Consider the following 20545-nt stretch of genomic DNA (forward strand, 5'->3'; position numbering starts at 1 on the left):
GCTCGCACCGCCCAACCGGGCAATCTCAACAGCTGGACCGAACTCAGGACTGGATAAAAGTTGGGGGCAAGGTCAAAGAAATCCGCGGAAAATAGCGTAGTTTCCCGCGTTGTCGGGATAGCTGGGAGCCTAACTGACGGAGCGAGAGAGCTTTGAACCGATAGTACGAGGGCCAGCCGCGGCAGAGGTCACGGATCTAGCTTAGTTAGTTCTCGCTGCAAAGCTTCCAACGGGGGAATTGCGCTGAGCCCAGCGGCAGCAGGCCGACTAGCACGGAGGCTTGTCCATGTGCTTACCATGCGCTTACTTTCACGATACCGCAGTAAGCAAAACGAGCTCAAGTCTTCGCCAAACTACTGAATTGCTGGCGCGCCCAGAACTGTTCGAACGTCCGACCCTCAGATTCGTAGTCAGCAAAACTCCCGACTTGCTGCGCGAGCTCAAAGCTTGAGAGCTGAGATCTTACTGAGCTCCCTCAACATCGCGGCAGAAGGAAAATCTCCGTAGGTGTCGGCTACTGACTTCCGACCATGGCCCGTCATCGCATCGAGAATGTCGACAGCAAGCCCATGCCGCCGTCCAAGGGTCTTCAACCGGTGGCGCCAAGAGTGATTCGGTGAAATCCGCTTATCAACCACGCCGAGCGATCTGATCCACCTGCTCAGTATTTTGGTCCCGGTGCCACCGCGGCTGCCGAAACGGTCTGGTGCAAGATTAGGAAAGAGCGGCCCTTTCCCGGCACGCGCCGCGAATGTCAGGAATCCTTCATCTTTCAACGCCGAGTGTATCGGCACGACGCGCTCTGAATTCACGTTTTTCAGCGGGCCGGCTTCGGCCGCAAAGGCTATGCAAGGGACCCCATCGATCTCCTTGATATCCTCGGATCGCAGCTGGCAAATTTCCGAAATGCGGGCACCGGTGTAGGCACAAACCCACGGCACCCACCGCTTATGCGCCTCCTTCTCGGTGCGCGCCGCTCTCAGAATTATCTTGGCCTCCTCATCAGAGTATCCTCGCTTCTTCTCCGACGATCGGCTCTTCAGATCGATGTTGATGCGGGCAGCGGGGTTACTGTCCAGCTTTCGGTTGTCGACCGCGCACTGAAAGATCGCTCGCACTGGAGCGAGCTTGCTATCGCGAATGGTCTTGTTAGCCCGTCCCTTGGCGAGCAGATCTTGCTTCCAGCGAATGAGGTCGTCGGGAGCAACGCGACGCGCATCATCGTGATCTAAGAATGCCGACAGCTCGTTCATCACACGGCGCCACGTATACTGCGTCTTATTGTTTGGCTGCTTCTCAACCACCCAGCCCTGAATGATCGTTTCGAAAGTCAATGGCTCAGCCGGAGCCCGAAGGTTTTGCAGCGCAAACGCGCCGACGTGCACCTCCTGCTTGCCGCGCAAGTAAGCTTCGTGATGCTGAACCACCCGCTGCACCTCAACAGTGACCGCGCGCGCCAGCTTTTCGCGATCCTCCGGACGCGGAGTTAAGTTTTTGCCACTGAGATACTGGTCGACAAGCCAATAACAAATGCTCTGTTGATCAATCCTCTTTTGATCAGCTGGGGGCAGTGGTTGAGTGACGTCCAGGTAGAGTTCGCCCGTGCGCGCAGTCCAGAGGCTTGCCCCGATTTCGATGTCCCATTGAAGCTGCTGATAGGGATCCGCTTCAACTTGGCGCCGCAGATGATCTCCGATGGTCGCAGCATGTCGCGCGACATCGTCAGAAGACAACGGGCGCTGGCCACTCCGCAAATTGGACCAGCGCTCCTCGACTTCGGCGAGCTTCAGCGCATGCAGCCGCTTCGCCTCGCTGGGATCCCGCGTCCCCAAACTGAAGCGCTCCTCGCGCTTCCCGATCAGGTTGCGAATATCATCCGGAACACGCTTCCGGAACCAGTAATAGCCGCTGTCAGGATGCTTCCAGGGACGAGTCATTGAAAGAGTCACGTGCACCACCCGTATGTACCAATCTCGGGCGGAAAAGCCTATGTCAATCAATGACCTGTTGATTTTATTGGACTTCTGTGTGGGCTGGCGGAGAGGGAGGGATTCGAACCCCCGATAGGCTTGCACCTATGCCGCATTTCGAGTGCGGTGCATTCAACCACTCTGCCACCTCTCCAGGCGCAAATCAGGGGCGAGCCCCCGGGTCGGGCGTCGTTCTAGGGCACGATGCGGGGGGTGACAAGGCAGCCGGTCGAAATTTTCCCGGGGCTCGCGCATGCGCGCGCCATTGCGGTCCGCTCGGGGAAGCGGACCGCACGCGGCGGCTGAACGGCTACACCGCTCGGCCCCGCGCTCCGAAGGCCCCAGACTGACGCGGGCCTTCGAACCCGCTGGTCTGCGCCGCGCTCGTCAGCGGAACAGGTCGAAATGGTAGTTCAAGCCGAGCCGCACGGAGTGAATCTTGGCCGCTCGCCAGTCCGGCAGATCGTCGTGCTTGAGGTCGGTGTAGAGGTATTCGAGCTTGGCCGACCATTTCGGCAGGAACGCCCATTCGGCGCCGCCGCCCGCGGTCCAGCCCATCTTCATCTTGTGGGTCGGCCCGTCCTTCAACTCGCCGGCCGCAAGTCCCGCCGTACCATACAGCCACAGGCGCTGGTCGAGCACCGCGATGCCGGCGCGCGCGCGGCCGGAGGTGAGCCAGGGCATGCTGACGGCCGGATTGACGAGGTCGGCCTTGCGCGAGAGACCGGTGAATTCGAGATCGTTCTCGATGCCGACCACGAACATCGGCGAGATCTGGTAGTTGTAGCCGGCCTGCAGGCCGCCGATCACGCCGGACAGCTCACCGCCATTGGCGCCGGCGGCGTTCGTGAAGGAGTCGTTTCCGGTGAAGGCGCCGCCGACATTGGCGCCGGCATAGAAGCCGGTCCAGGAAAACGGTGCCGGTGCGGCGGCATAGGCCGGCGCCTTGTAGGTGGTCGCCGCCAGGTCGGCTGCCTCTGCCCCGCCGAGGCCCAGCGTCGCCGCCGCCACCGCAGCCATCCAGCCTCTCGCCCGTCTGATCATCATGTCCTCACACTCCACCCGGCGCGAGATTGCGCCGTCAAATCCCACCCCATTTGGGATGTCCATTTATAAACCGACTAGACGGTTTGTAAATGGACTTGATTTATACCGACGACGATTTCTCCTGCCGTTGCGGACGCGGCGGCTGGCGACGGAGGCCAGGAGACAAAGGTGGGACCGCCGTACGCTGACACATACCGGCGGTCCCGTGTCGCTACATCTTGGGGAAACCGACGGAAGAGACGGGGGTCAATCCGGCCGGCCTGAGCGACGCCGGCGACCCTGAGCCATCTGCGCGTGCATCGCAATGCGAACCGTTCCTTAACCTAACCAGTCAAGGTTACCGGGCTCCAGGCCATCCGACTGGTTGTACGGCGGTTTTCCGCACGTCTGGGAGCGCGGAGGCGCCCTGTTGCAGTGCGGCATGCCCTCCCCTCCGGACCACCGAGAGACATGGCGCGGCCGCGCCAATGCTCAATCCTTCTTCTTCTTGGCCGCCTTCTTGTCGTCGGCCTTGTCCTCCTTGGCCTTGTCGTCCTTGTCCCTGCGGCCGTTCTCCTTGCGGCGGTTGGTAAAGCGGGCATTGCCCAGGCCGGTGCCGATGGTCAGCACGCCCCAGCGCTCGAACTCCTGCATGAACGGCACCTCGGAGAGGCCTTGCACGACGCCGTCATTGTGCATCAGCACCGCGGTGTCGTGATCGCCGATCATCGGGATCGCCTCGACCAGGCTGGCCGGCAGGTTGAACTTGCTGCTCTCCCAATTGCCCGGCAGGTTCTGCGCGCCCTTCTCGATCGAGCCGTCCTCGTTGATGACGCCGGGACAGGCGATGCCGATGAAGGGCGCCAGCCGCAGGTCCTCGGCGTTCGCCTCCTCGATCAGCTCCTTCAGCATCTTGGCGAGCCGCTTGACCGCACCTTCCCGCGTGGGTTCGTCATCGGCATGACGCCAGAGATCGGACTTCCACACCGACGCTTTCGACAGGTCCGGGGCCTTCTTGCGCGCGGTCTCGACCACGCCGCAGCGGATGTTGGTGCCGCCGATATCGACCGCCAGGATGCTGTCATGGGCCTCGAAGATCCAGGACGGCGCCAGATGCAGCGCGCCGATCAGGCCGGCATCGTCGGGATGATAGCGGATCGGCTCCAGCTCGACGCCAAAACCCTCGTCCTTGAGGATGATCTCGGTGCGCGCGATCGCCAGCTCGCCGAGGCGAGAGTCACGAAAACCGCCGCCGACCACGATGCATTCGGTCTTGGCCCAGGCCTTGGTGCGCAGGAAGCGCCGAGTGACATGGGCGAGCTCCTGAGCGAATTCCTCGATCGCGGAGTGCACCACGGCCGAGGCCTCGGTGTCGTCGCCGACCAGGATCTCATCCAGCGCCTTCTTGCTGATGGTCTCGCTGTCCTCGTCGCCGAACGGATCCTTGCCGGATTTGCGCAACGGCTTGCGCCAGCGCTCCAGGATCTTGCGAAAGGCGCCCTTGGAGGCGCGGTCGCCGAGGAAGCCGTCCTCGTCCTTGAGCTCGATGTTGAAGCTGTCGATCTCGACCGTCGGCAGCCGCGCGGCGCCGTGGCGGGCGATGCCCGTGGTGGTCATGACGTCGTCGGCCATGCGATCCTGCCCTGTTGTGCGTTGGGCTCGGACAACGGCGGAGGGAACAGTTGGTTGCGGGTCCGGTGCGCCGGGTCGAGCGAATGGCGGCAGGGATCGGCGGGATCCGGGCATCCCGTCCGACCGGCAACCGGCCATTCACCTTGACTCGCCGGCTCACCCCGCTATAAGCGCCCGATCGACCGGCGCGGGCGTTCCTGCGCCGTTTGTCGTTGCGCCCTTTCTCGAGGCCTCAAAGCCTCGGGCGCGACTTCCGGCTCCAATCGGGCCGGACCACATGAACCATAACGACTGAACAAGAAGCCGACCCGGGGCCATCGCGCTCTGAGGCCGGGATCGAACACGAAGGATGAGAACGATGTTCGCAGTCATCAAGACCGGCGGCAAGCAATACCGCGTCGCCCCGGATGATGTGCTCGAGATTGGCAAGATCGACGGTGAGCCCGGAACGATCGTGCAGCTGAACGAGGTGCTGGTGGTCGGCGGTGATACGCCGGTGCTGGGCATCCCCGCGGTGGCCGGCGCGTCCGTGGCCGTCGAGGTGCTGGACCACAAGCGCGGCCCCAAGGTGATCGCGTTCAAGAAGCGCCGCCGCAAGAATTCGCGCCGCAAGCGCGGCTACCGGGACGAGCTGACCTTGATCCGCGTCTCGGAGATCCTGACCGACAACGCCAAGCCGACCAAGGGCCCGCGCCCGAAGAAGGTCAAGGCGGAAGCCCCGGCGGCCGACGCCGCCGAGTAAGCGTGCCGGCGCGCGTCTCGCGCGCCGCACCGGCTTGAACCTCATCGCGCGTGGATTTTTCGTCCGCGCAGGTTGCAAATGTGAATGATCCCTTAGCGGAATCGCGCTAAAGGTGATCGCAAGAGATCGGAGACGAGCGATGGCTCATAAAAAGGCAGGCGGTTCATCCCGCAACGGACGCGACTCCAAGGGCAAGCGCCTCGGCATCAAGGCGTTCGGCGGCGAGCGCGTGATTCCCGGCAACATCATTGCGCGTCAGCGCGGCACCACCTGGCATCCCGGCCTCAACGTCGGCATGGGCACGGATCACACGATCTTCGCGAAAATCGACGGCGTCGTCGAATTCCACGCCCGCGCCAACCGCACGTTCATTTCGGTGCGTCCGGTAGCCGCCGAGGCTGCTGAATAACGGTGGAACACATAGCGTCCGCCGGGTCCTGATGAACCGGCGGAGCGCCAGATGGCTCCAGGGGAGGCGGGACAACCGGCCTCCCCTTTTCATTTTCGCTGATCCGAAGCTGATCCCGAAGCGTCGATGGAGCCCGACATGCTGCAGGACATCACCACTCCCACCTTGCGCGAGGCGAGACCTTGCGTCCTCGAAACCTCCCGCCTGACGCTGCGTGCGCCGGTGCTCGCGGACGTGGCAGCCATCGCCCGGCTCGCCGACGACCGTGTTATCGCCGAGAATACCCGCCGCCTGCCGCATCCCTATTCGGAGGTCGATGCCGCTCGCTTCGTTCGCGCGCTGGAACAGACGGGTGAGACCGCCTTCCTGATCGAGCATCTGGACACGCCGATCGGCATGGTCGGGATCAATCGACCAGCAACGGGCCGTGCCGAGCTCGGCTACTGGCTGGGCGTTGCGCATTGGGGCCGCGGCTTCGGCACCGAAGCCGCGCGCGCCACCATCGACCATTTCTTCGAGACGAGCGAGGACAATTTGCTGATCGGGCACGCCCGCGTCAGCAACCCAGCCTCGCGCAACATCCTGGAAAAGTGCGGCTTCCAATGGACCGGCGTCGAGCTGCACCGCTTCGAGGTGATCGGCTCCTCCGCCCCGGTCGACGCCTTCCGCCTGACCCGCGGCGTCTGGTGCTCGCTGAAGGCCTGGGCCAATGCGGGGCGGCGGAGTTAGGCCGGGCCACCCACCCCGCCTCACGTGTCGCTTCGCTCCGCGTGAGGCGACCCTCCCCCTCCAGGGGAGGGTCGCATCTCAGGCCGGCGGATTCACCGCACCCTGGCCCTGCCCCAGGCTGCGCTCGCGCAGATAGATGTACAGCCCAGCGCCGATGATGATGGTGGCGCCGATGATGGTGGCGGGATGCGGCACGTCGCCGAACACGACGAAGCCGAACAGCACGGCCCAGACGATCATCGTGTACTGATAGGGCACGACCACCGAGGCCGGCGCCAGCTTGAGCGAGCGGTTGACGCAGAACAACGCGGTCACCGAGATGAGGCCGGCGGCGGCGAACAGCACCAGGCTGCCGGGCGTCGGCGTCACCCAGCCGAACGAGGACATCGCGGCGCCGAGCAGGAAGGTCCCGACGAACTGCGACGACGCCATCACGATGTCGGGCGTCGCGCGCAGGCTGCGCGTGATCAGCATCAGCACCGCGAACGACAGACTGCCGCCGAGTGCGATCAAGGCCGGCAGGCTGAAGGTCTGCGCCGAGGGCCGCAGCGCGATCAGCACGCCGCAGAAGCCGATCAGGATCGCGGTCCAGCGCCGCCAGCCGACATGCTCGCGCAGCACCAGCGCCGACAGCGCGGTGACGAAGATGGGCCCGGCGAGATAGTAGGTGATGACGTCGGCGAGCGGCAGATAGACGGTGGCGAGGAAGAACGCCGCGACCTCGAGCGTCGACAGGATCACGCGCACGAGCTGCAGCCAGGGGCGCTCGAGCTGCAGGAACGCGGCGCGGTTGCGCCAGATGAACGGTGCGAGCAAGAGCAGCGCCGCACAGGCGCGCAGCCACAGGAGTTGGCCGACGGCATAGGTCGACACCAGGAACTTGCCGAGGGCGTCGCCGAACGAGAACATCGCAATCGACAGCAGCATCAGGCCGATGCCGGCCAGCCGCGCCGAGCGCTCGTCGTTGGCGGTGGAGATTCGGGACAGCACGCTCATGATGGGGCTGCCTTATCAGGCACGCCGCCGCGGCTCCAGCCCTTCCGCATGGCGCGTCATGCAGCCCTGCTGCAACCCCTGCGCACGCCTTGTCCACGCGCTGCGCAGCGCGGCTCTACCGCTCGAAATTAAGGCTTCGGGTCGAATTAAACCCATTCCGCGGTTGCCGTGGGGACCCGCCTCGCCTACGTAGGACGCATCATGAAATTCCTCGATGAAGCCAAGGTCTATGTGCGCTCCGGCGACGGCGGCAACGGTTGCGTTGCGTTCCGGCGCGAGAAGTTCATCGAGTTCGGCGGGCCGAACGGCGGCAATGGCGGCCGCGGCGGCGACGTCATCATCGAGGCCGTCGACGGCCTCAACACCCTGATCGACTACCGCTACCAGCAGCATTTCAAGGCCCAGAAGGGCGAGAACGGCATGGGCAAGGACCGCCATGGCGCCGGCGGCAAGTCCGTGGTGCTGAAGGTTCCCGTCGGCACCCAGATCTTCGACGAGGATCGCGAGACGCTGATCCACGACTTTACCGCGGTGGGCGAGCGCTTCGTGCTGGCCGAGGGCGGCAATGGCGGCTTCGGCAACGCCCATTTCAAGTCGCCGACCAACCGGGCGCCGCGCAACGCCAATCCCGGCCAGCCCGGCGAGGAGCGCTGGATCTGGCTGCGCATGAAGCTGATCGCCGATGCCGGCCTGGTCGGCCTGCCCAATGCCGGCAAGTCGACCTTCCTGTCCAAGGTCTCCGCCGCCAAGCCGAAGATCGCCGACTATCCGTTCACCACGCTGCATCCGCAGCTCGGCGTCGTGAACGCCGACGGCCGCGAGTTCGTGCTGGCGGACATTCCCGGCCTGATCGAGGGCGCGCATGAGGGCGCCGGCCTCGGCGACCGTTTCCTCGGCCATGTCGAGCGCTGCCGTGTGCTGCTGCACCTGGTCGATGCCACCTGCGAGCACGCCGGCAAGGCCTACAAGACGGTGCGGCACGAGCTCGAAGCCTATGGCGGCGAGCTGACCGACAAGGTCGAGATCGTCGCGCTGAACAAGATCGACGCGGTCGATCCGGACGAGCTGAAGAAGCAGAGGGACCGGCTGAAGCGCGCCGCCAAGAAGACGCCGCTGCTGATTTCCGGCGCCACGGGCGAAGGCGTCAAGGAAGCTTTGCGCAAGCTCGCCGACGTGGTCGGCGAACAGCCTGTGTCCCTCAAGGCCAAGAGCACGACCGAGAGCGCCGCGACCGAGGAGCCGTGGGCGGCCCCAATGTCACCGCAGGGCTGAACTGAAGCCAACCTTGCCTCGCAGGCCCTCGCTTGCGACACTCGCCGCCATCCATCAACACTTGAGCCCCGTCCCGTGCGGACCGCGTGTCAGCCACGCACCTCTCATCACGATGCGAGGGCTCGAACCGACCCCGTTCACGCCATGGCACCCCGTCTCGAAAATTTTCGCCGCATCGTCGTCAAGGTCGGCTCGTCGCTGCTGGTCGATTCCGAGGCCGGCGAGGTCCGCGCCTCCTGGCTCGCCGCGCTGGCGGCCGACATCGCCCGGCTCCACAGCCGCGGCTGCGAGCTGCTGGTCGTATCCTCAGGCTCGATCGCGCTCGGCCGGAGCCGATTGAAGCTGCCGCGCGGACCGCTGAAGCTGGAGGAGAGCCAGGCGGCCGCCGCGGTCGGCCAGATCGCGCTGGCGCGGACCTGGTCGGAGGTGCTCGGCGCTCATGGCGTCAGTGCCGGCCAGATCCTGGTGACGCTGCAGGACACCGAGGAGCGCCGGCGCTATCTCAACGCCCGTTCGACCATCGCCAAGCTCCTGGAATGGCGCGCGGTGCCGGTCATCAATGAGAACGACACGGTCGCGACCGCCGAGATCCGCTATGGCGACAATGATCGCCTCGCCGCCCGTGTCGCGACCATGGCGAGCGCCGATCTGCTGGTGCTGCTGTCCGATATCGACGGCCTCTACACCGCGCCGCCCGCGCAGGATCCGAATGCGCGGCTGATCCCCGTGGTCGAGAGCGTCACCGCCGACATCGAGGCCATGGCCGGCAGCGCGGCTTCCGAGTTTTCGCGCGGCGGCATGCGCACGAAGATCGAAGCCGCCAAGATCGCCACCACTGGCGGCACCCACATGCTGATCGCCTCCGGCAAGATCGAGCACCCGCTGGCCGCGATCGCCAATGGCGGCCGTTGCACCTGGTTCCTGACGCCGGCAAACCCCGTCACCGCGCGCAAACGCTGGATCGCGGGTTCACTGGAGCCGAAGGGCACGCTGACGATCGACGCCGGCGCCGTGACCGCGCTGCGGGCGGGCAAAAGCCTCTTGCCGGCCGGCGTCATCCGTGTCGATGGCCAGTTCGCCCGCGGCGATGCCGTGGTGGTGCGCGGCCCCGACACCCATGAGATCGGCCGCGGCCTCGTCGCCTATGACGCCGACGATGCCGAGCGGATCAAGGGCCGTTCGTCGCCGGACGTGGCCGTCATCCTCGGCATCTCCGGCCGCGCCGAGATGATCCATCGCGACGATCTGGTGATCGGCCCGGCAGGTGCCGGTCCGGTCTGAGACCGCGGCACCAGCGTTCGCAAACGGCCGAATTCCGTGCTACTGGAGAGCCTTAATTCAAGGTTGAAACGCCCATGACCGCGCCTTTGAAAGCCATCGACGGCAGCGCCGATCTGCCTGCGCTGATGAACGACCTCGCCAAGCAGGCGCGCGCCGCCGCGCGCGTGCTGGCGCTGGCGCCGGCCGCGCAGAAGAACCGGGCGCTGGAGGCGATGGAGCGGCTGATCCGGGCCCGCGCGGACACGATCATCGCCGCCAATGCCGAGGACGTGGTCGAGGCCAAGGCCGCCGGCATCACTTCCTCCTTCCTCGATCGCCTGACCTTGACCCCGGCCCGCGTCGCCGCGATGGCCGACGGCATCGCCGCTGTGCGCGAGGTCGCCGATCCCATCGGCATCGTCACCGAGAGCTGGCAGCGGCCGAACGGCATGACCATCGAGCGCGTGCGGGTGCCGCTCGGCGTGATCGGCGTGATCTTCGAGAGCCGCCCCAACGTGGCGGCCGATGCCGGCGTGCTGTGCCTGAAGTCCGGCAATGCGGTGATCCTGCGCGGCGGCTCGGACTCGTTCCGCTCCTGCCGCGCCATCCACGAATGCCTCGTCGAAGGCCTGCGCGAGGCGGGCCTGCCGGAGGCTGCGATCACGCTGGTGCCGACGCGCGATCGTGCCGCCGTGGGCCTGCTGCTGTCCGGCCTGAACGGCGGCGTCGACGTCATCGTGCCGCGCGGCGGCAAGAGCCTCGTCGCCCGCGTCGAGGCCGAGGCACGTGTGCCGGTGTTCGCGCATCTCGAAGGCGTCAACCACGTCTATGTCGACGGCGCCGCCGACCTGGAGATGGCCAAGTCGATCGTGCTGAACGCCAAGATGCGCCGCACCGGCGTCTGCGGCGCGGCAGAGACGCTGCTGGTCGATCGCGCGGCCGCCGACAAGATCGAGCCGCTGGTCGACATGCTAATTGGCGCCGGCTGCGAGGTGCGGGGCGATGAGGTCGTGTGCGCGGCCGATGCGCGCGTGAAGCCGGCCAGCAACGAGGACTGGGACACCGAATATCTCGACGCGATCATCGCCGCGAAGGTCGTCGACGGCGTGGAGGGCGCGATCGCCCACATCCACGCGCACGGCTCACACCACACCGACGCGATCGTCACCGATGACAATGCGGCCGCCGACAAGTTCCTCAACGAGGTCGACTCGGCGATCGTGCTGCACAACGCCTCGACCCAGTTCGCCGACGGCGGCGAGTTCGGTTTCGGCGCCGAGATCGGCATCGCCACGGGCAAGTTCCATGCGCGCGGCCCCGTCGGCGTCGAGCAGCTCACCAGCTTCAAATATCGCATCCACGGCACCGGGCAGACGCGGCCATGACGGCCGCATCCTGTGGTTGAGTTGCATGAGCAGCAGGCGGGGGCAGCCGTGACCGACGCCACAGCCATGCGCCTTGCGATCCGCCAGGCGCTGCCGCCCCACAGTGATGGCATGCGCATCGGCCTGCTCGGCGGCTCGTTCAATCCGCCGCACCAGGCGCACCGCGCGATCAGCCTGTTCGCGCTGAAGCGGCTGCAGCTGGACCGTGTCTGGTGGCTGGTGACACCGGGCAATCCGCTCAAGAACAATGGCGGGCTGCATGCGCTGGCCGAACGCGCCGAGGCGGCGCGCAAGGTGGCCGCCGATCCGCGCATCGAGATCAGCTGTCTCGAATCCGTCATCGGCACCCGCTACACTGCCGACACGATCGATTATCTGCGCCGGCGTGCATCGCGCTTGCGCTTCGTGTGGATCATGGGCGCTGACAATCTCGCGCAGTTCCATCGCTGGCAGAAGTGGCGGCACATCGCGGCCCAGGTTCCGATGGCCGTGGTCGATCGTCCGCCCCGCAGCTTCCGCGCCCTGAACGCGCCCGCCGCACGCGCCCTGGCGCGGTATCGCATTCCCGAAGCGCAAGCCAGCCGTCTGGCCGACCGCGCCGCTCCAGCCTGGGTCTACCTCACCGGCCTCAAGCTCAGCCTGTCGTCGACGGGCCTGAGGAACCCGGACGGCAGTTGGAAGTCGTTCTGAAAGGCCGCGCGTTCGCCATCGCGCGCGGCATCGGATATGCATGGAACCTGCCGTCTCCGCTACGGTCCGAAGCGGGGACGGCCTGGACGCTGTCGGGCCGGACGACCGGGGTACTGGATTGTTGAAACCCTTAACCCCACATGCCTAATATGGTCAGCAGGCCGGGTTGGATTCGGCCTGCGATACAGTGAAAGGAATGGTCCCTGACCACATCTGTATTGTCCCAGTCGGCCTTACCGAAGACGAAGGCAACGACTACCAAGTCGGCGACGGCCAAGTCAGCGCGTAAGACGTCGACCCAAGATGCGGCCTTGCAGGCGCAACCCGACGCCGACAAGACCCTGCGCACGATCCTCTCCCGCCTCGAAGACATGAAGGCGGAGGAGACGGTCACGATCGATCTTCACGGCAAATCGGCGTATTCCGACTACATGGTCATTACCACGGGCCGCTCGAACCGGCACGTCGGATCGATCGCGGAAAACGTCGCCAAGGGCCTGAAGGAAGCCGGCACCAAGAAACTCCACATCGAGGGCCTGCCCAATTGCGATTGGGTGCTGATCGATTCCGGCGACGTGATCGTGCACGTGTTTCGACCCGAGGTTCGCGAGTTCTACAATCTCGAGCGATTGTGGACTCAAGGGCCGAACCCGGCCAAGGCGGTCTAGGCGGTCCCACGCCGCGGCGGATGCGAATCGTGCGGCGCACGTGCTAGTCGGTGCGCATGCGCCTGATCGTGGTCGCCATCGGCCGGTTGAAGCAGGGTCCCGAGCGGGAGCTCGCGGAGCGCTACCGCGAGCGTTTCGACGACATCGGCCGCAAGCTCGGCTTTCGCGGCCTCGACATCCATGAAATCCCGGAAAGCCGCGCGCGCGATGCGGCGACGCGCATGACCGAGGAGGCCTCCGCGATATCGGCGGCGATCCCCGACAAGTCCGTGCTCGTCTGTCTCGACGAGCGTGGCCGGAACGTCGACAGTACAACTTTTGCGGGTTATCTTGGGCGCTGGCGGGACGAGGGCATTCCGGCTGCCGTCTTCGCAATCGGCGGCGCCGACGGACTTTCGCCCGATTTGCGGCGCAGAGCCAAGCTCGGGGTTGCGTTTGGCGCCGCCACCTGGCCGCACCAGATCGTCCGCGTCCTGCTGCTCGAGCAGATTTACCGTACTGCTACGATCCTTGCCGGTCACCCCTATCACCGCGCTTGAACAAGGGACGATGGGAGCACAATAAGGACCTCGATGTTCGCTGCGCGGCCCCTCTCCTGCTTCCCAAGACCTGTCCGCAGCGGCCGGTCCTGCCGCGCGTCGCTCATCGCGCTCGTGGTGGTCTTTTCCGGATGTCCGGCGCTGGCGCAGAGCGGACTCCGGCCATCCATCCCCGGCACCGCGTCACCGACGCCAGCCACCCCGGAGCAGTTGAAGCAGCGCGAACAGGAGCTCGAGGCCGCCCGCGCGGCCCAGAAGGCCGCCGCCGAGGCCCAGGAGCGGCTGAAGGCCGACATCGCCGCGCTCGGCGAGGATCGCGGCAAGCTCAATCAGCAGCTGATCGACGTGGCGGCGCAGGTGCGCAGCGTCGAAGTGCGGGTTGGCGAGGCCGAAACGCGGCTGCGTGGGCTCGACGGCCGCGAGCAGGATCTGCGGACGTCGCTGGAAGCGCGGCGCTCGGAGATCATCGAGGTTCTGGCCGCACTGCAGCGTGCCGGACGCCGCACCCCGCCGGCCCTGCTCGTCCGTCCGGAGGACGCGCTGCAGTCATTGCGCACGGCGATGCTGCTGGGTTCGGTGATCCCCGAGATGCGAAGCCGAGCCGAAAAGCTCTCGACCGATCTCGGCGAGCTCGTCGCCATCCGCAAGACGATCGCCAGCGAACGCGACAAGCTCGCCGGCGACCGCGACAGGCTGCGCACCGATCAGACCCGTCTCGCCGCCCTGGTGGAGGAACGCCAGCGCAAGCAGAGCTCGGCCGAGAAGGACATGGAAGCCGAAAGCGCGCGCGCCGCCGTGCTGGCCCAGCAGATCGACTCGCTGCAGGGACTGATCACGACGATGGAGCTGGACCTCAAGAGCGCGGCCAAAGCTGCCTCGACGGCGAGCCTGCAGGGGGTGCCGGTCAACAGCAAGCCGGACGCGAATGCGCTGCGCAACCCGGGCCGCAAGGCGCCCGCGATCGCGTTCGCCTCGACCAAGGGCATGCTGACGTTTCCTGTCAACGGCACCAAGATCCGCGAATTTGGCGCATCGGACGGTGCGGGCGGCTCGGATAAAGGCATTTCTTTGGCAACCCGGCCGGGGGCTCAGGTCACAACCCCGTGTGATGGCTGGGTTGTGTATGCGGGTCCCTTCCGTAGCTACGGACAACTCTTGATCCTCAACGCCGGTGGCGGGTATCATGTCCTGATCGCCGGGATGGAGCGCATTTCCGTCAACATCGGGCAGTTTGTTCAGACGGGAGAGCCGGTCGCGATCATGGGTAACAGCTCCCAGGTTGCCTCCATTCTCGCTACCAACGCGAGTCAACCAGTGCTCTATGTCGAGTTCCGTAAGGACGGCACTCCAATCGATCCAGGCCCATGGTGGGCCGCAAATGAAGGCGAAAAGGTACGCGGATGATGCGTAAGACTTCGGTAATTCTCCTGAGCGCGGCCACCGGTGCGGCATTGACCCTGTTCGTCTCGCAACCGCGCGCGGTGTTGATGGGATCGACGGCGCGCGCCGCGACCGCCGATACCTATCGCCAGCTCAACCTGTTCGGCGACGTCTTCGAGCGGGTGCGCAGCGATTATGTCGAGAAGCCCGACGATTCGAAGCTGGTCGAGTCCGCGATCAGCGGCATGCTCTCGGGCCTCGATCCGCATTCGAGCTACATGGATGCGAAGAGCTTCCGCGACATGCAGGTGCAGACCCGCGGCGAGTTCGGCGGCCTCGGCATCGAGGTGACGATGGAAGACGGCCTGATCAAGGTGGTGTCGCCGATCGACGATACGCCGGCCTCGAAGGCGGGCATCCAGGCCAACGACATCATCACCAATCTCGACGACGAAGCCGTGCAGGGCCTGACCCTCAACCAGGCGGTCGAGAAGATGCGCGGCCCGGTCGGCACCAAGATCAAGCTGAAAGTCGTGCGCAAGGGCGCTGACAATCCGCTCGACGTGACATTGACCCGCGACAACATCCGCGTCCGCTCGGTGCGCTCGCGCACCGAGAGCGACGACATCGCCTATATCCGCATCACCACCTTCAACGAGCAGACCACCGAGGGCCTGAAGAAGAGCATCGCCGACCTGCAGAACCAGATCGGTGACAAGCTGAAGGGCTACATCATCGACCTGCGCAACAACCCGGGCGGCCTGCTCGAGGAGGCGGTCACCGTCTCCGACGCGTTCCTGGAGCGCGGCGAGATCGTCTCGACCCGCGGCCGCAATGCCGAGGAGACGCAGCGCCGCGCGGCACATGCCGGCGACCTCACCAAGGGCAAGCCGGTCATCGTGCTGATCAATGGCGGCTCGGCGTCGGCGTCGGAGATCGTGGCCGGCGCGCTGCAGGACCACAAGCGCGCGACGCTGGTCGGCACCCGCTCGTTCGGCAAGGGCTCGGTGCAGACCATCATCCCGCTCGGCGCCGGCAACGGCGCGCTGCGGCTGACCACCGCGCGCTACTACACGCCGTCGGGCAAGTCGATCCAGGCCAAGGGCATCGTGCCCGACATCGAGGTGCTGCAGGACGTGCCGGATGAGCTGAAGTCGCGCACCGACACCAAGGGCGAGGCGTCGCTGCGCGGCCATCTGAAGAACGACGGCGACGAGAAGACCGGCTCGCAGTCCTACGTGCCGCCGGACACCAAGGACGACAAGGCGCTCAAAATGGCCGCCGACCTGCTCCACGGCATCAAGAACAGCGCCAACACCCCGGCGCCGACCGAGAAGGCCGCGGCCGACAAGCCGGCCAAGGCGGCAAACTGAGGTCGCCAACTGAGCGGCAGCCGACCGACGCGAATCAGGTTTGAAGGGCGGCCTCCGGGCCGCCCTTCCTTTTTGGACGGCTTCTTGGTTTGCCGCTCCGCCGATCTACGGGCTTTCGGACACCGGCCCTGCGTCCGAATCCCTGCCGTGGTATCGTCGACCCGATTGATTCGGGAATTTCGATGACAGAGACGGCCGACGAGCTGAGCGCCCCGCTCGGGCAGACGGAAAAGCGTCGCAGGCGCCGCATTCGGCTTCCCTTCACGGCCCTGCAGGCCCTCGCGATGCTGCTGGGGCTGTTCTTGGTCATGTTTGCCGGCTTTGCGATGTTCAACGACAATCCGCTCGGTGGCGAGCCGATCGCCCGCGTCGCGATCAACGAGGGCGCAAAACCCACCGACGACAAGGCCGCCGCCAAGCCGGATGGCAAGCCAGATGCAAAGGCCGACCACGGCGCGGCCCCCGCGGCCAAGCAGGAGGGCGGCGAGCGCAAGACGGTCACCATCATCGACGGCTCCAGCGGCGCCCGCCAGGAGGTCGCGATCGGTGCCGGTGGCGAGACGGCAGAGCCTGGATCGGCCGCGCCCGCGAGCCAGATGCCCGGCGTGGACCCGCGGCTGCTGGAGAAGTCGCGCTACGGCATGATCCCGGTGATGGCCGACGGGCTGAAGCCATTCACTGCCTATGCGGCCGAGGCCGACCGCGCCAAGGCGGCGCGCATGCCGGCCGTCGCGATCGTGATCGGCGGTCTCGGCGTCGGCGCCGCCAAGACGGCGGACGCGATCATGAAGCTGCCGCCGGCGGTCACCCTGGCCTTCACGCCCTATGGCTCCGATCCGACCAAGCTCGCCGAGCGCGCCCGGGCGCAGCGCCACGAGATCCTGCTGCAGGTCCCGATGGAGCCCTACGACTATCCCGACAACGATCCGGGTCCGCAGACGCTGCTCGCAACACTCGGACCGGACCAGAACATCGACCGGCTGTTCTGGCACATGAGCCGGCTGCAGGGTTACGTCGGCATCGGCAACTTCATGGGTGCGCGCTTCGTCGCAACGGAAGCGGCGATGCAGCCGATCGTGAACGAGGCCGCCAAGCGCGGTCTGGCCCTGTTCGACGATGGCGCAGCCCCGCGCAGCGTGGCAGCCTCACTGGCCACGGGGCTCGCGATGCCGTTCGCGAAGGGCGACGTCGCCATCGACGCGGTGCCGACCCCGGTCGAGATCGACAATGCGCTCGCCAAGCTCGAAAGCCTGGCCAAGGAACGTGGCGTCGCCGTCGGGACCGCCTCGGCGCTGCCGGCCTCGATCGACCGTATCGGCACCTGGATCAAGGGGCTCGACCGCAAGGGCATTCTGCTGGTGCCATTGACAACCGCGATGCTGAAATCAAAATCGAACTGAACGAACGTGCGCCGGCCCGACTGGCGACGTGACAGCGGGAGGCCTGCGCAGCGAGGCGCAGGGTCCCCGCAGGAAGGCCGAGACCGGAATGACGCGCTACGAGGACCTGCCTTACCGCACCTGCGTCGGCATCATGCTGATCAATTCGGAGGGGCTGGTTTTCATCGGTCGCCGCGCCGGCGGAATCGAGCATGTCGACGACACCCATGTCTGGCAGATGCCGCAGGGCGGCGTCGATCCCGGCGAGGATGCCTGGGAGGCGGCCAAGCGCGAGCTGTATGAAGAGACCAGCGTGCGCTCCGTCGAGAAGCTGGCCGAGGTCGGCGACTGGCTGACCTACGATATTCCGCGCACGGTCGCAGGCCGTGCCTGGAAGGGGCGCTATCGCGGCCAGCGCCAGAAATGGTTCGCGCTGCGCTTCACCGGGGCCGATGCCGAGATCGATGTCGAGCGCCCCGGCGGCGGCCACCACAAGGCGGAATTCGTCAGCTGGCGCTGGGAGCCGATGAAGAACCTGCCGGGGCTGATCGTGCCGTTCAAGCGGCCGGTCTATGAGCGCGTGGTCAAGGAATTCGCTCCGCTCGCAGGCGATTGAATCGCGATCCCCGCCCTCGACGCGGTACCCGACATCCGCTAGTCCGCTTCTGCGCAGGAGCTGCAGGGAATCTCTGCAGATGCGTCGCGACGATGCCGTCATGATGCACTGCCATGCGAACGACAGCTCATGGATTCGAGGATGACCGAGACCAGACCCTATCGTCCGAATGTCGGTATCGCGCTGCTCAACGCCGAAGGGCTCGTCTTCCTTGGACGCCGCTTTCGCGACGACGGGCCGGAGATCGTGCTGCCCGGGCTCGAATGGCAGATGCCGCAGGGCGGCGTCGACCCCGGCGAGGATCTTCAGGCGGCAGCGCGGCGCGAGCTGTGGGAGGAGACCGGCATTCGCGACGCCGACATCCTCGGCGAGACCGACTGGCTGACTTACGAATTTCCGCCATTCGAGGATCCGAACCACCGGCTCGCGCGCTTTCGCGGCCAGCGCCAGAAATGGTTCGCGATGCGCTTCACCGGGCGCGAGGCCGACATCGATCCGGTGACGCCGCGCAACGGCCAGCCGGCCGAGTTCGACGCCTGGCGCTGGGACCGCCTGGCGCGCGTCCCGGAGCTGGTGGTGCCGTTTCGTCGCGAGGTCTATCGCGCGGTGGCGCAGGCTTTTGCGCATCTCGCCAACGTTGGCGACTGATCTACGTCGGAGCGCGGGGCTCTTCGTCATTCAAGGGCCGACGCTCCGCGCGCCTCGGAAAGGCGATGTCGCGAGAGTTCGCCGGCCTAATTGTCCTCGACCGTGAACGGCCCGATCGCAATCACCCGGCAGTCGTTGTCGCGCGTGGCGCAGTCGGCCAGCGCGCCGCCGATCGCCGTCTCCTCACGGTCGCCATTGAGGCCGAAGCCGGGGTGGCCGGCCGTGCCGACCGCGACTGCATTCCAGCCCGACGTCGCGGCCTCGAGACGTCGCGCCACCTCCTCGCGCGCCTCCGGGGCGATCGCCTGATGGATGGCCGCGCGGAAGAAGCCGGTGGCTTTCATCACGGTCGGTATCGGCACCACGAAGGCATCGTCGAGCGCAACGATGATGCAGGCGGTGCCCGCCTGGGCACCGCAGGCTTCCAGATTGCGGCGAACCACATCGTCGACGAGGTCGCCGCCGACGCTGTAGAAGAACTGCCCGCCGGGCCCGAGCGCGATGGCCTTGGTCCGACGCGCCGTGCCGTAGTTCGCTTCGAGCCGGGCCCGGCCTGTATCGCGCACCAGCGGCATCTCTGCCGCGCTGAAGGCGCGCTCGGTCATCGGGTCGTGGCGCACCCAGGGCTGCGGCGGCAACGGCGGTTTGCTATGCACGTAAACGACATTGTCGCCGACGGCATAGAGTTCGCATTTGCGCGGCCCGTTCGCATTTTCCGCGCGCTGCTGGCACTGCTCCAGCGCAGCCGATTTCGCCGCGTCGTCGCTCGCCTGTCCGGTGACATAGGCGCTGACGCCGTTGATCGTGGTCGCGAACGCCTTGTGATCCGGTGCCGGCACGTAGTCGCGCGCCAGTGCAATGCGGGTCCGCTCGCTCACGAACGGCACGGCTTCGGGTGCAAACTTCTCGGCGGCGACAGTGGATGAAGGCGAGGGCGACTGTTGCGGCTGCGGCGAGTCGGCCGGCTGCCTGGCGACGGATGACTGCGTCGGCGCGGGGGATGGGGATGCAGACGGGACCGAGGACGGCGAAGCCGGCGTGGCCGACAGCCGGGCCAGCGCTTCCGCGGCCGCCTTGGCGGCATCGCGCTGCGCGGGGTGCGGATCGCGATAATCCAGATAGAGCTCGGTCCCGACCCCGACGGCTCCGAGCGCAACCACGGCGGCCGCAATTCGCCAGATCAGGCGGAGCCCGCCCCCGCGGGCGGCTTTCTTTTCTTCCGGCGGCGCGTAGGTGCCGTCCTCGCGGCGCATCGCCACGCGATAGGCGTGCACCGGGGTCGGGATGTTCTTGACCTCCCGCGCGCCCATGTCGGCGAACTGCACCGACAGCTTGTTGGCGACCTGCTCATGAACGGCGCGCGAGATGCAGATGCCGCCGACGTCGGCGAGGCCCTCGAGGCGTGCTGCGATGTTGACGCCGTCGCCGAGCAGATCGCCGTCGCGCTCGACGACGTCGCCGATGGTGATGCCGATGCGGTAGCTCATCTGCCGGCTCGGCGGATACGCCATGTTGCGCGTGCGCAGGCTCTCCTGGATGTCGATCGCGCAACGCACCGCTTCGACCGCGCTGGGGAATTCCGCGAGCACCGCATCACCGGCGGTGTTGAAGATGCGGCCGCCGGCTCGCGCGATGAAGTCGTCAACGACCTCGCGATAGGCCGCCAGTCGCCGTAGCGTCTCTTCTTCATCCTCCGCGACGAGGCGCGAATAGCCGGCGATATCGGCGGCGAAAATCGCCGCGATCTTGCGTTTCAAGACGATCTGTCCTGCCATGTCACCGCGCCCGCTGGATTGGCCGGGAGCATGCCGTCAGATCGGTGAGCATGCAA

19 protein-coding genes and 1 tRNA gene are annotated in these 20545 nt (G+C 66.2%); 14 read left to right on the forward strand and 6 right to left on the reverse strand.

The genetic code is table 11. From position 1 onward, the window contains the following. Positions 1–440: 440 nt before the first annotated feature. The 4 genes from ACQR03_RS29550 to ACQR03_RS29565 all read right to left on the reverse strand — a co-directional run bounded on the left by ACQR03_RS29550 (position 441) and on the right by ACQR03_RS29565 (position 4628). Positions 441–1937 carry a DUF6538 domain-containing protein gene (locus ACQR03_RS29550; RefSeq protein WP_434842140.1) on the reverse strand — a complete coding sequence of 499 codons (1497 nt, stop codon included), beginning with the start codon at positions 1935–1937 and terminating at the stop codon, positions 441–443. A gap of 97 nt (positions 1938–2034) precedes the next feature. Next, positions 2035–2124, reverse strand: a tRNA-Ser gene (locus tag ACQR03_RS29555). A gap of 233 nt (positions 2125–2357) precedes the next feature. After that, complete coding sequence (locus ACQR03_RS29560) at positions 2358–3017, reverse strand: outer membrane protein (RefSeq protein WP_409998630.1); 660 nt, start codon at positions 3015–3017, stop codon at positions 2358–2360. Positions 3018–3488: 471 nt separating this feature from the next. Continuing rightward, a complete protein-coding gene (locus ACQR03_RS29565; RefSeq protein ID WP_434842139.1) occupies positions 3489–4628 on the reverse strand; it encodes an ROK family protein in 1140 nt (379 codons plus the stop codon). 358 nt (positions 4629–4986) lie between these two features. Here ACQR03_RS29565 and rplU point away from each other — a divergent pair, with 358 nt between their 5' ends. The 3 genes from rplU to ACQR03_RS29580 all read left to right on the forward strand — a co-directional run bounded on the left by rplU (position 4987) and on the right by ACQR03_RS29580 (position 6508). Further along, a complete protein-coding gene (gene rplU / locus ACQR03_RS29570; RefSeq protein WP_315715953.1) occupies positions 4987–5370 on the forward strand; it encodes a 50S ribosomal protein L21 in 384 nt (127 codons plus the stop codon). Positions 5371–5509: 139 nt separating this feature from the next. Continuing rightward, the gene (rpmA, locus tag ACQR03_RS29575; RefSeq protein ID WP_315715952.1) at positions 5510–5779 is read left to right on the forward strand and encodes a 50S ribosomal protein L27; all 270 of its coding nucleotides are present in this window, start codon (positions 5510–5512) and stop codon (positions 5777–5779) included. Between the two features lie 138 nt (positions 5780–5917). After that, positions 5918–6508: a GNAT family N-acetyltransferase gene (locus ACQR03_RS29580; protein WP_316186213.1), complete on the forward strand. Its 591-nt coding sequence runs from the start codon at positions 5918–5920 to the stop codon at positions 6506–6508. A 78-nt stretch (positions 6509–6586) separates the two neighbouring features. On the opposite strand, the gene ACQR03_RS29585 is transcribed toward ACQR03_RS29580, so the two are convergent. Next, positions 6587–7504, reverse strand: a complete 918-nt coding sequence (locus tag ACQR03_RS29585; RefSeq protein ID WP_315825786.1) for a DMT family transporter — start codon at positions 7502–7504, stop codon at positions 6587–6589. Positions 7505–7705: 201 nt separating this feature from the next. Here ACQR03_RS29585 and obgE point away from each other — a divergent pair, with 201 nt between their 5' ends. The 11 genes from obgE (at position 7706) to ACQR03_RS29640 (ending at position 18714) form a co-directional block, all read left to right on the forward strand. Further along, positions 7706–8776, forward strand: coding sequence for a GTPase ObgE (gene obgE / locus ACQR03_RS29590; protein WP_434842138.1), 1071 nt, complete (start codon positions 7706–7708; stop codon positions 8774–8776). Positions 8777–8920: 144 nt separating this feature from the next. Continuing rightward, the gene (proB, locus tag ACQR03_RS29595; RefSeq protein WP_315750649.1) at positions 8921–10057 is read left to right on the forward strand and encodes a glutamate 5-kinase; all 1137 of its coding nucleotides are present in this window, start codon (positions 8921–8923) and stop codon (positions 10055–10057) included. Between the two features lie 74 nt (positions 10058–10131). Further along, the gene (locus ACQR03_RS29600) at positions 10132–11421 is read left to right on the forward strand and encodes a glutamate-5-semialdehyde dehydrogenase (RefSeq protein ID WP_434842137.1); all 1290 of its coding nucleotides are present in this window, start codon (positions 10132–10134) and stop codon (positions 11419–11421) included. A 66-nt stretch (positions 11422–11487) separates the two neighbouring features. Beyond that, a complete protein-coding gene (locus ACQR03_RS29605; RefSeq protein ID WP_315716185.1) occupies positions 11488–12111 on the forward strand; it encodes a nicotinate-nucleotide adenylyltransferase in 624 nt (207 codons plus the stop codon). A gap of 311 nt (positions 12112–12422) precedes the next feature. Beyond that, entirely contained in the window at positions 12423–12779 is a 357-nt protein-coding gene (gene rsfS / locus ACQR03_RS29610; protein ID WP_315715946.1) for a ribosome silencing factor, read from the forward strand. Between the two features lie 56 nt (positions 12780–12835). After that, positions 12836–13318, forward strand: coding sequence for a 23S rRNA (pseudouridine(1915)-N(3))-methyltransferase RlmH (gene rlmH, locus ACQR03_RS29615; protein WP_315715945.1), 483 nt, complete (start codon positions 12836–12838; stop codon positions 13316–13318). A 33-nt stretch (positions 13319–13351) separates the two neighbouring features. Continuing rightward, a complete protein-coding gene (locus ACQR03_RS29620) occupies positions 13352–14722 on the forward strand; it encodes a murein hydrolase activator EnvC family protein (protein WP_315715944.1) in 1371 nt (456 codons plus the stop codon). Continuing rightward, positions 14719–16071, forward strand: coding sequence for a S41 family peptidase (locus ACQR03_RS29625; RefSeq protein ID WP_315715943.1), 1353 nt, complete (start codon positions 14719–14721; stop codon positions 16069–16071). Before ACQR03_RS29620 ends, ACQR03_RS29625 begins: the two co-directional genes overlap by 4 nt. A 182-nt stretch (positions 16072–16253) precedes the next feature. Next, on the forward strand, positions 16254–17471 hold the full coding sequence (locus ACQR03_RS29630; RefSeq protein ID WP_434842136.1) for a divergent polysaccharide deacetylase family protein: 1218 nt from the start codon (positions 16254–16256) through the stop codon (positions 17469–17471). 88 nt (positions 17472–17559) lie between these two features. Beyond that, a complete protein-coding gene (locus ACQR03_RS29635; protein ID WP_315715941.1) occupies positions 17560–18066 on the forward strand; it encodes an RNA pyrophosphohydrolase in 507 nt (168 codons plus the stop codon). A 141-nt stretch (positions 18067–18207) separates the two neighbouring features. Then, a complete protein-coding gene (locus tag ACQR03_RS29640; protein ID WP_315750642.1) occupies positions 18208–18714 on the forward strand; it encodes an RNA pyrophosphohydrolase in 507 nt (168 codons plus the stop codon). An 86-nt stretch (positions 18715–18800) separates the two neighbouring features. Here ACQR03_RS29640 and ACQR03_RS29645 read toward each other — a convergent pair whose 3' ends face one another. Continuing rightward, positions 18801–20489: an adenylate/guanylate cyclase domain-containing protein gene (locus tag ACQR03_RS29645; protein ID WP_315750640.1), complete on the reverse strand. Its 1689-nt coding sequence runs from the start codon at positions 20487–20489 to the stop codon at positions 18801–18803. Positions 20490–20545: the final 56 nt, after the last annotated feature.

This window comes from Bradyrhizobium sp. HKCCYLS3070 (genome assembly GCF_051167575.1).
Lineage (GTDB): Bacteria > Pseudomonadota > Alphaproteobacteria > Rhizobiales > Xanthobacteraceae > Bradyrhizobium.

Excerpts from the sequence above, each read along its gene's own strand:
- rlmH (WP_315715945.1), top strand. The coding sequence starts at position 12,836 with ATGCGCCTGATCGTGGTCGCCATCGGCCGGTTGAAGCAGGGTCCCGAG.
- ACQR03_RS29605 (WP_315716185.1), top strand. The coding sequence starts at position 11,488 with ATGCGCCTTGCGATCCGCCAGGCGCTGCCGCCCCACAGTGATGGCATG.
- ACQR03_RS29640 (WP_315750642.1), top strand. The coding sequence starts at position 18,208 with ATGACCGAGACCAGACCCTATCGTCCGAATGTCGGTATCGCGCTGCTC.
- obgE (WP_434842138.1), top strand. The coding sequence starts at position 7,706 with ATGAAATTCCTCGATGAAGCCAAGGTCTATGTGCGCTCCGGCGACGGC.
- ACQR03_RS29645 (WP_315750640.1), bottom strand. The coding sequence starts at position 20,489 with ATGGCAGGACAGATCGTCTTGAAACGCAAGATCGCGGCGATTTTCGCC.
- ACQR03_RS29565 (WP_434842139.1), bottom strand. The coding sequence starts at position 4,628 with ATGGCCGACGACGTCATGACCACCACGGGCATCGCCCGCCACGGCGCC.
- ACQR03_RS29580 (WP_316186213.1), top strand. The coding sequence starts at position 5,918 with ATGCTGCAGGACATCACCACTCCCACCTTGCGCGAGGCGAGACCTTGC.
- ACQR03_RS29560 (WP_409998630.1), bottom strand. The coding sequence starts at position 3,017 with ATGATGATCAGACGGGCGAGAGGCTGGATGGCTGCGGTGGCGGCGGCG.
- ACQR03_RS29635 (WP_315715941.1), top strand. The coding sequence starts at position 17,560 with ATGACGCGCTACGAGGACCTGCCTTACCGCACCTGCGTCGGCATCATG.
- ACQR03_RS29585 (WP_315825786.1), bottom strand. The coding sequence starts at position 7,504 with ATGAGCGTGCTGTCCCGAATCTCCACCGCCAACGACGAGCGCTCGGCG.
- ACQR03_RS29600 (WP_434842137.1), top strand. The coding sequence starts at position 10,132 with ATGACCGCGCCTTTGAAAGCCATCGACGGCAGCGCCGATCTGCCTGCG.
- ACQR03_RS29550 (WP_434842140.1), bottom strand. The coding sequence starts at position 1,937 with ATGACTCGTCCCTGGAAGCATCCTGACAGCGGCTATTACTGGTTCCGG.
- ACQR03_RS29630 (WP_434842136.1), top strand. The coding sequence starts at position 16,254 with ATGACAGAGACGGCCGACGAGCTGAGCGCCCCGCTCGGGCAGACGGAA.
- proB (WP_315750649.1), top strand. The coding sequence starts at position 8,921 with ATGGCACCCCGTCTCGAAAATTTTCGCCGCATCGTCGTCAAGGTCGGC.
- ACQR03_RS29620 (WP_315715944.1), top strand. The coding sequence starts at position 13,352 with ATGTTCGCTGCGCGGCCCCTCTCCTGCTTCCCAAGACCTGTCCGCAGC.
- ACQR03_RS29625 (WP_315715943.1), top strand. The coding sequence starts at position 14,719 with ATGATGCGTAAGACTTCGGTAATTCTCCTGAGCGCGGCCACCGGTGCG.
- rplU (WP_315715953.1), top strand. The coding sequence starts at position 4,987 with ATGTTCGCAGTCATCAAGACCGGCGGCAAGCAATACCGCGTCGCCCCG.
- rpmA (WP_315715952.1), top strand. The coding sequence starts at position 5,510 with ATGGCTCATAAAAAGGCAGGCGGTTCATCCCGCAACGGACGCGACTCC.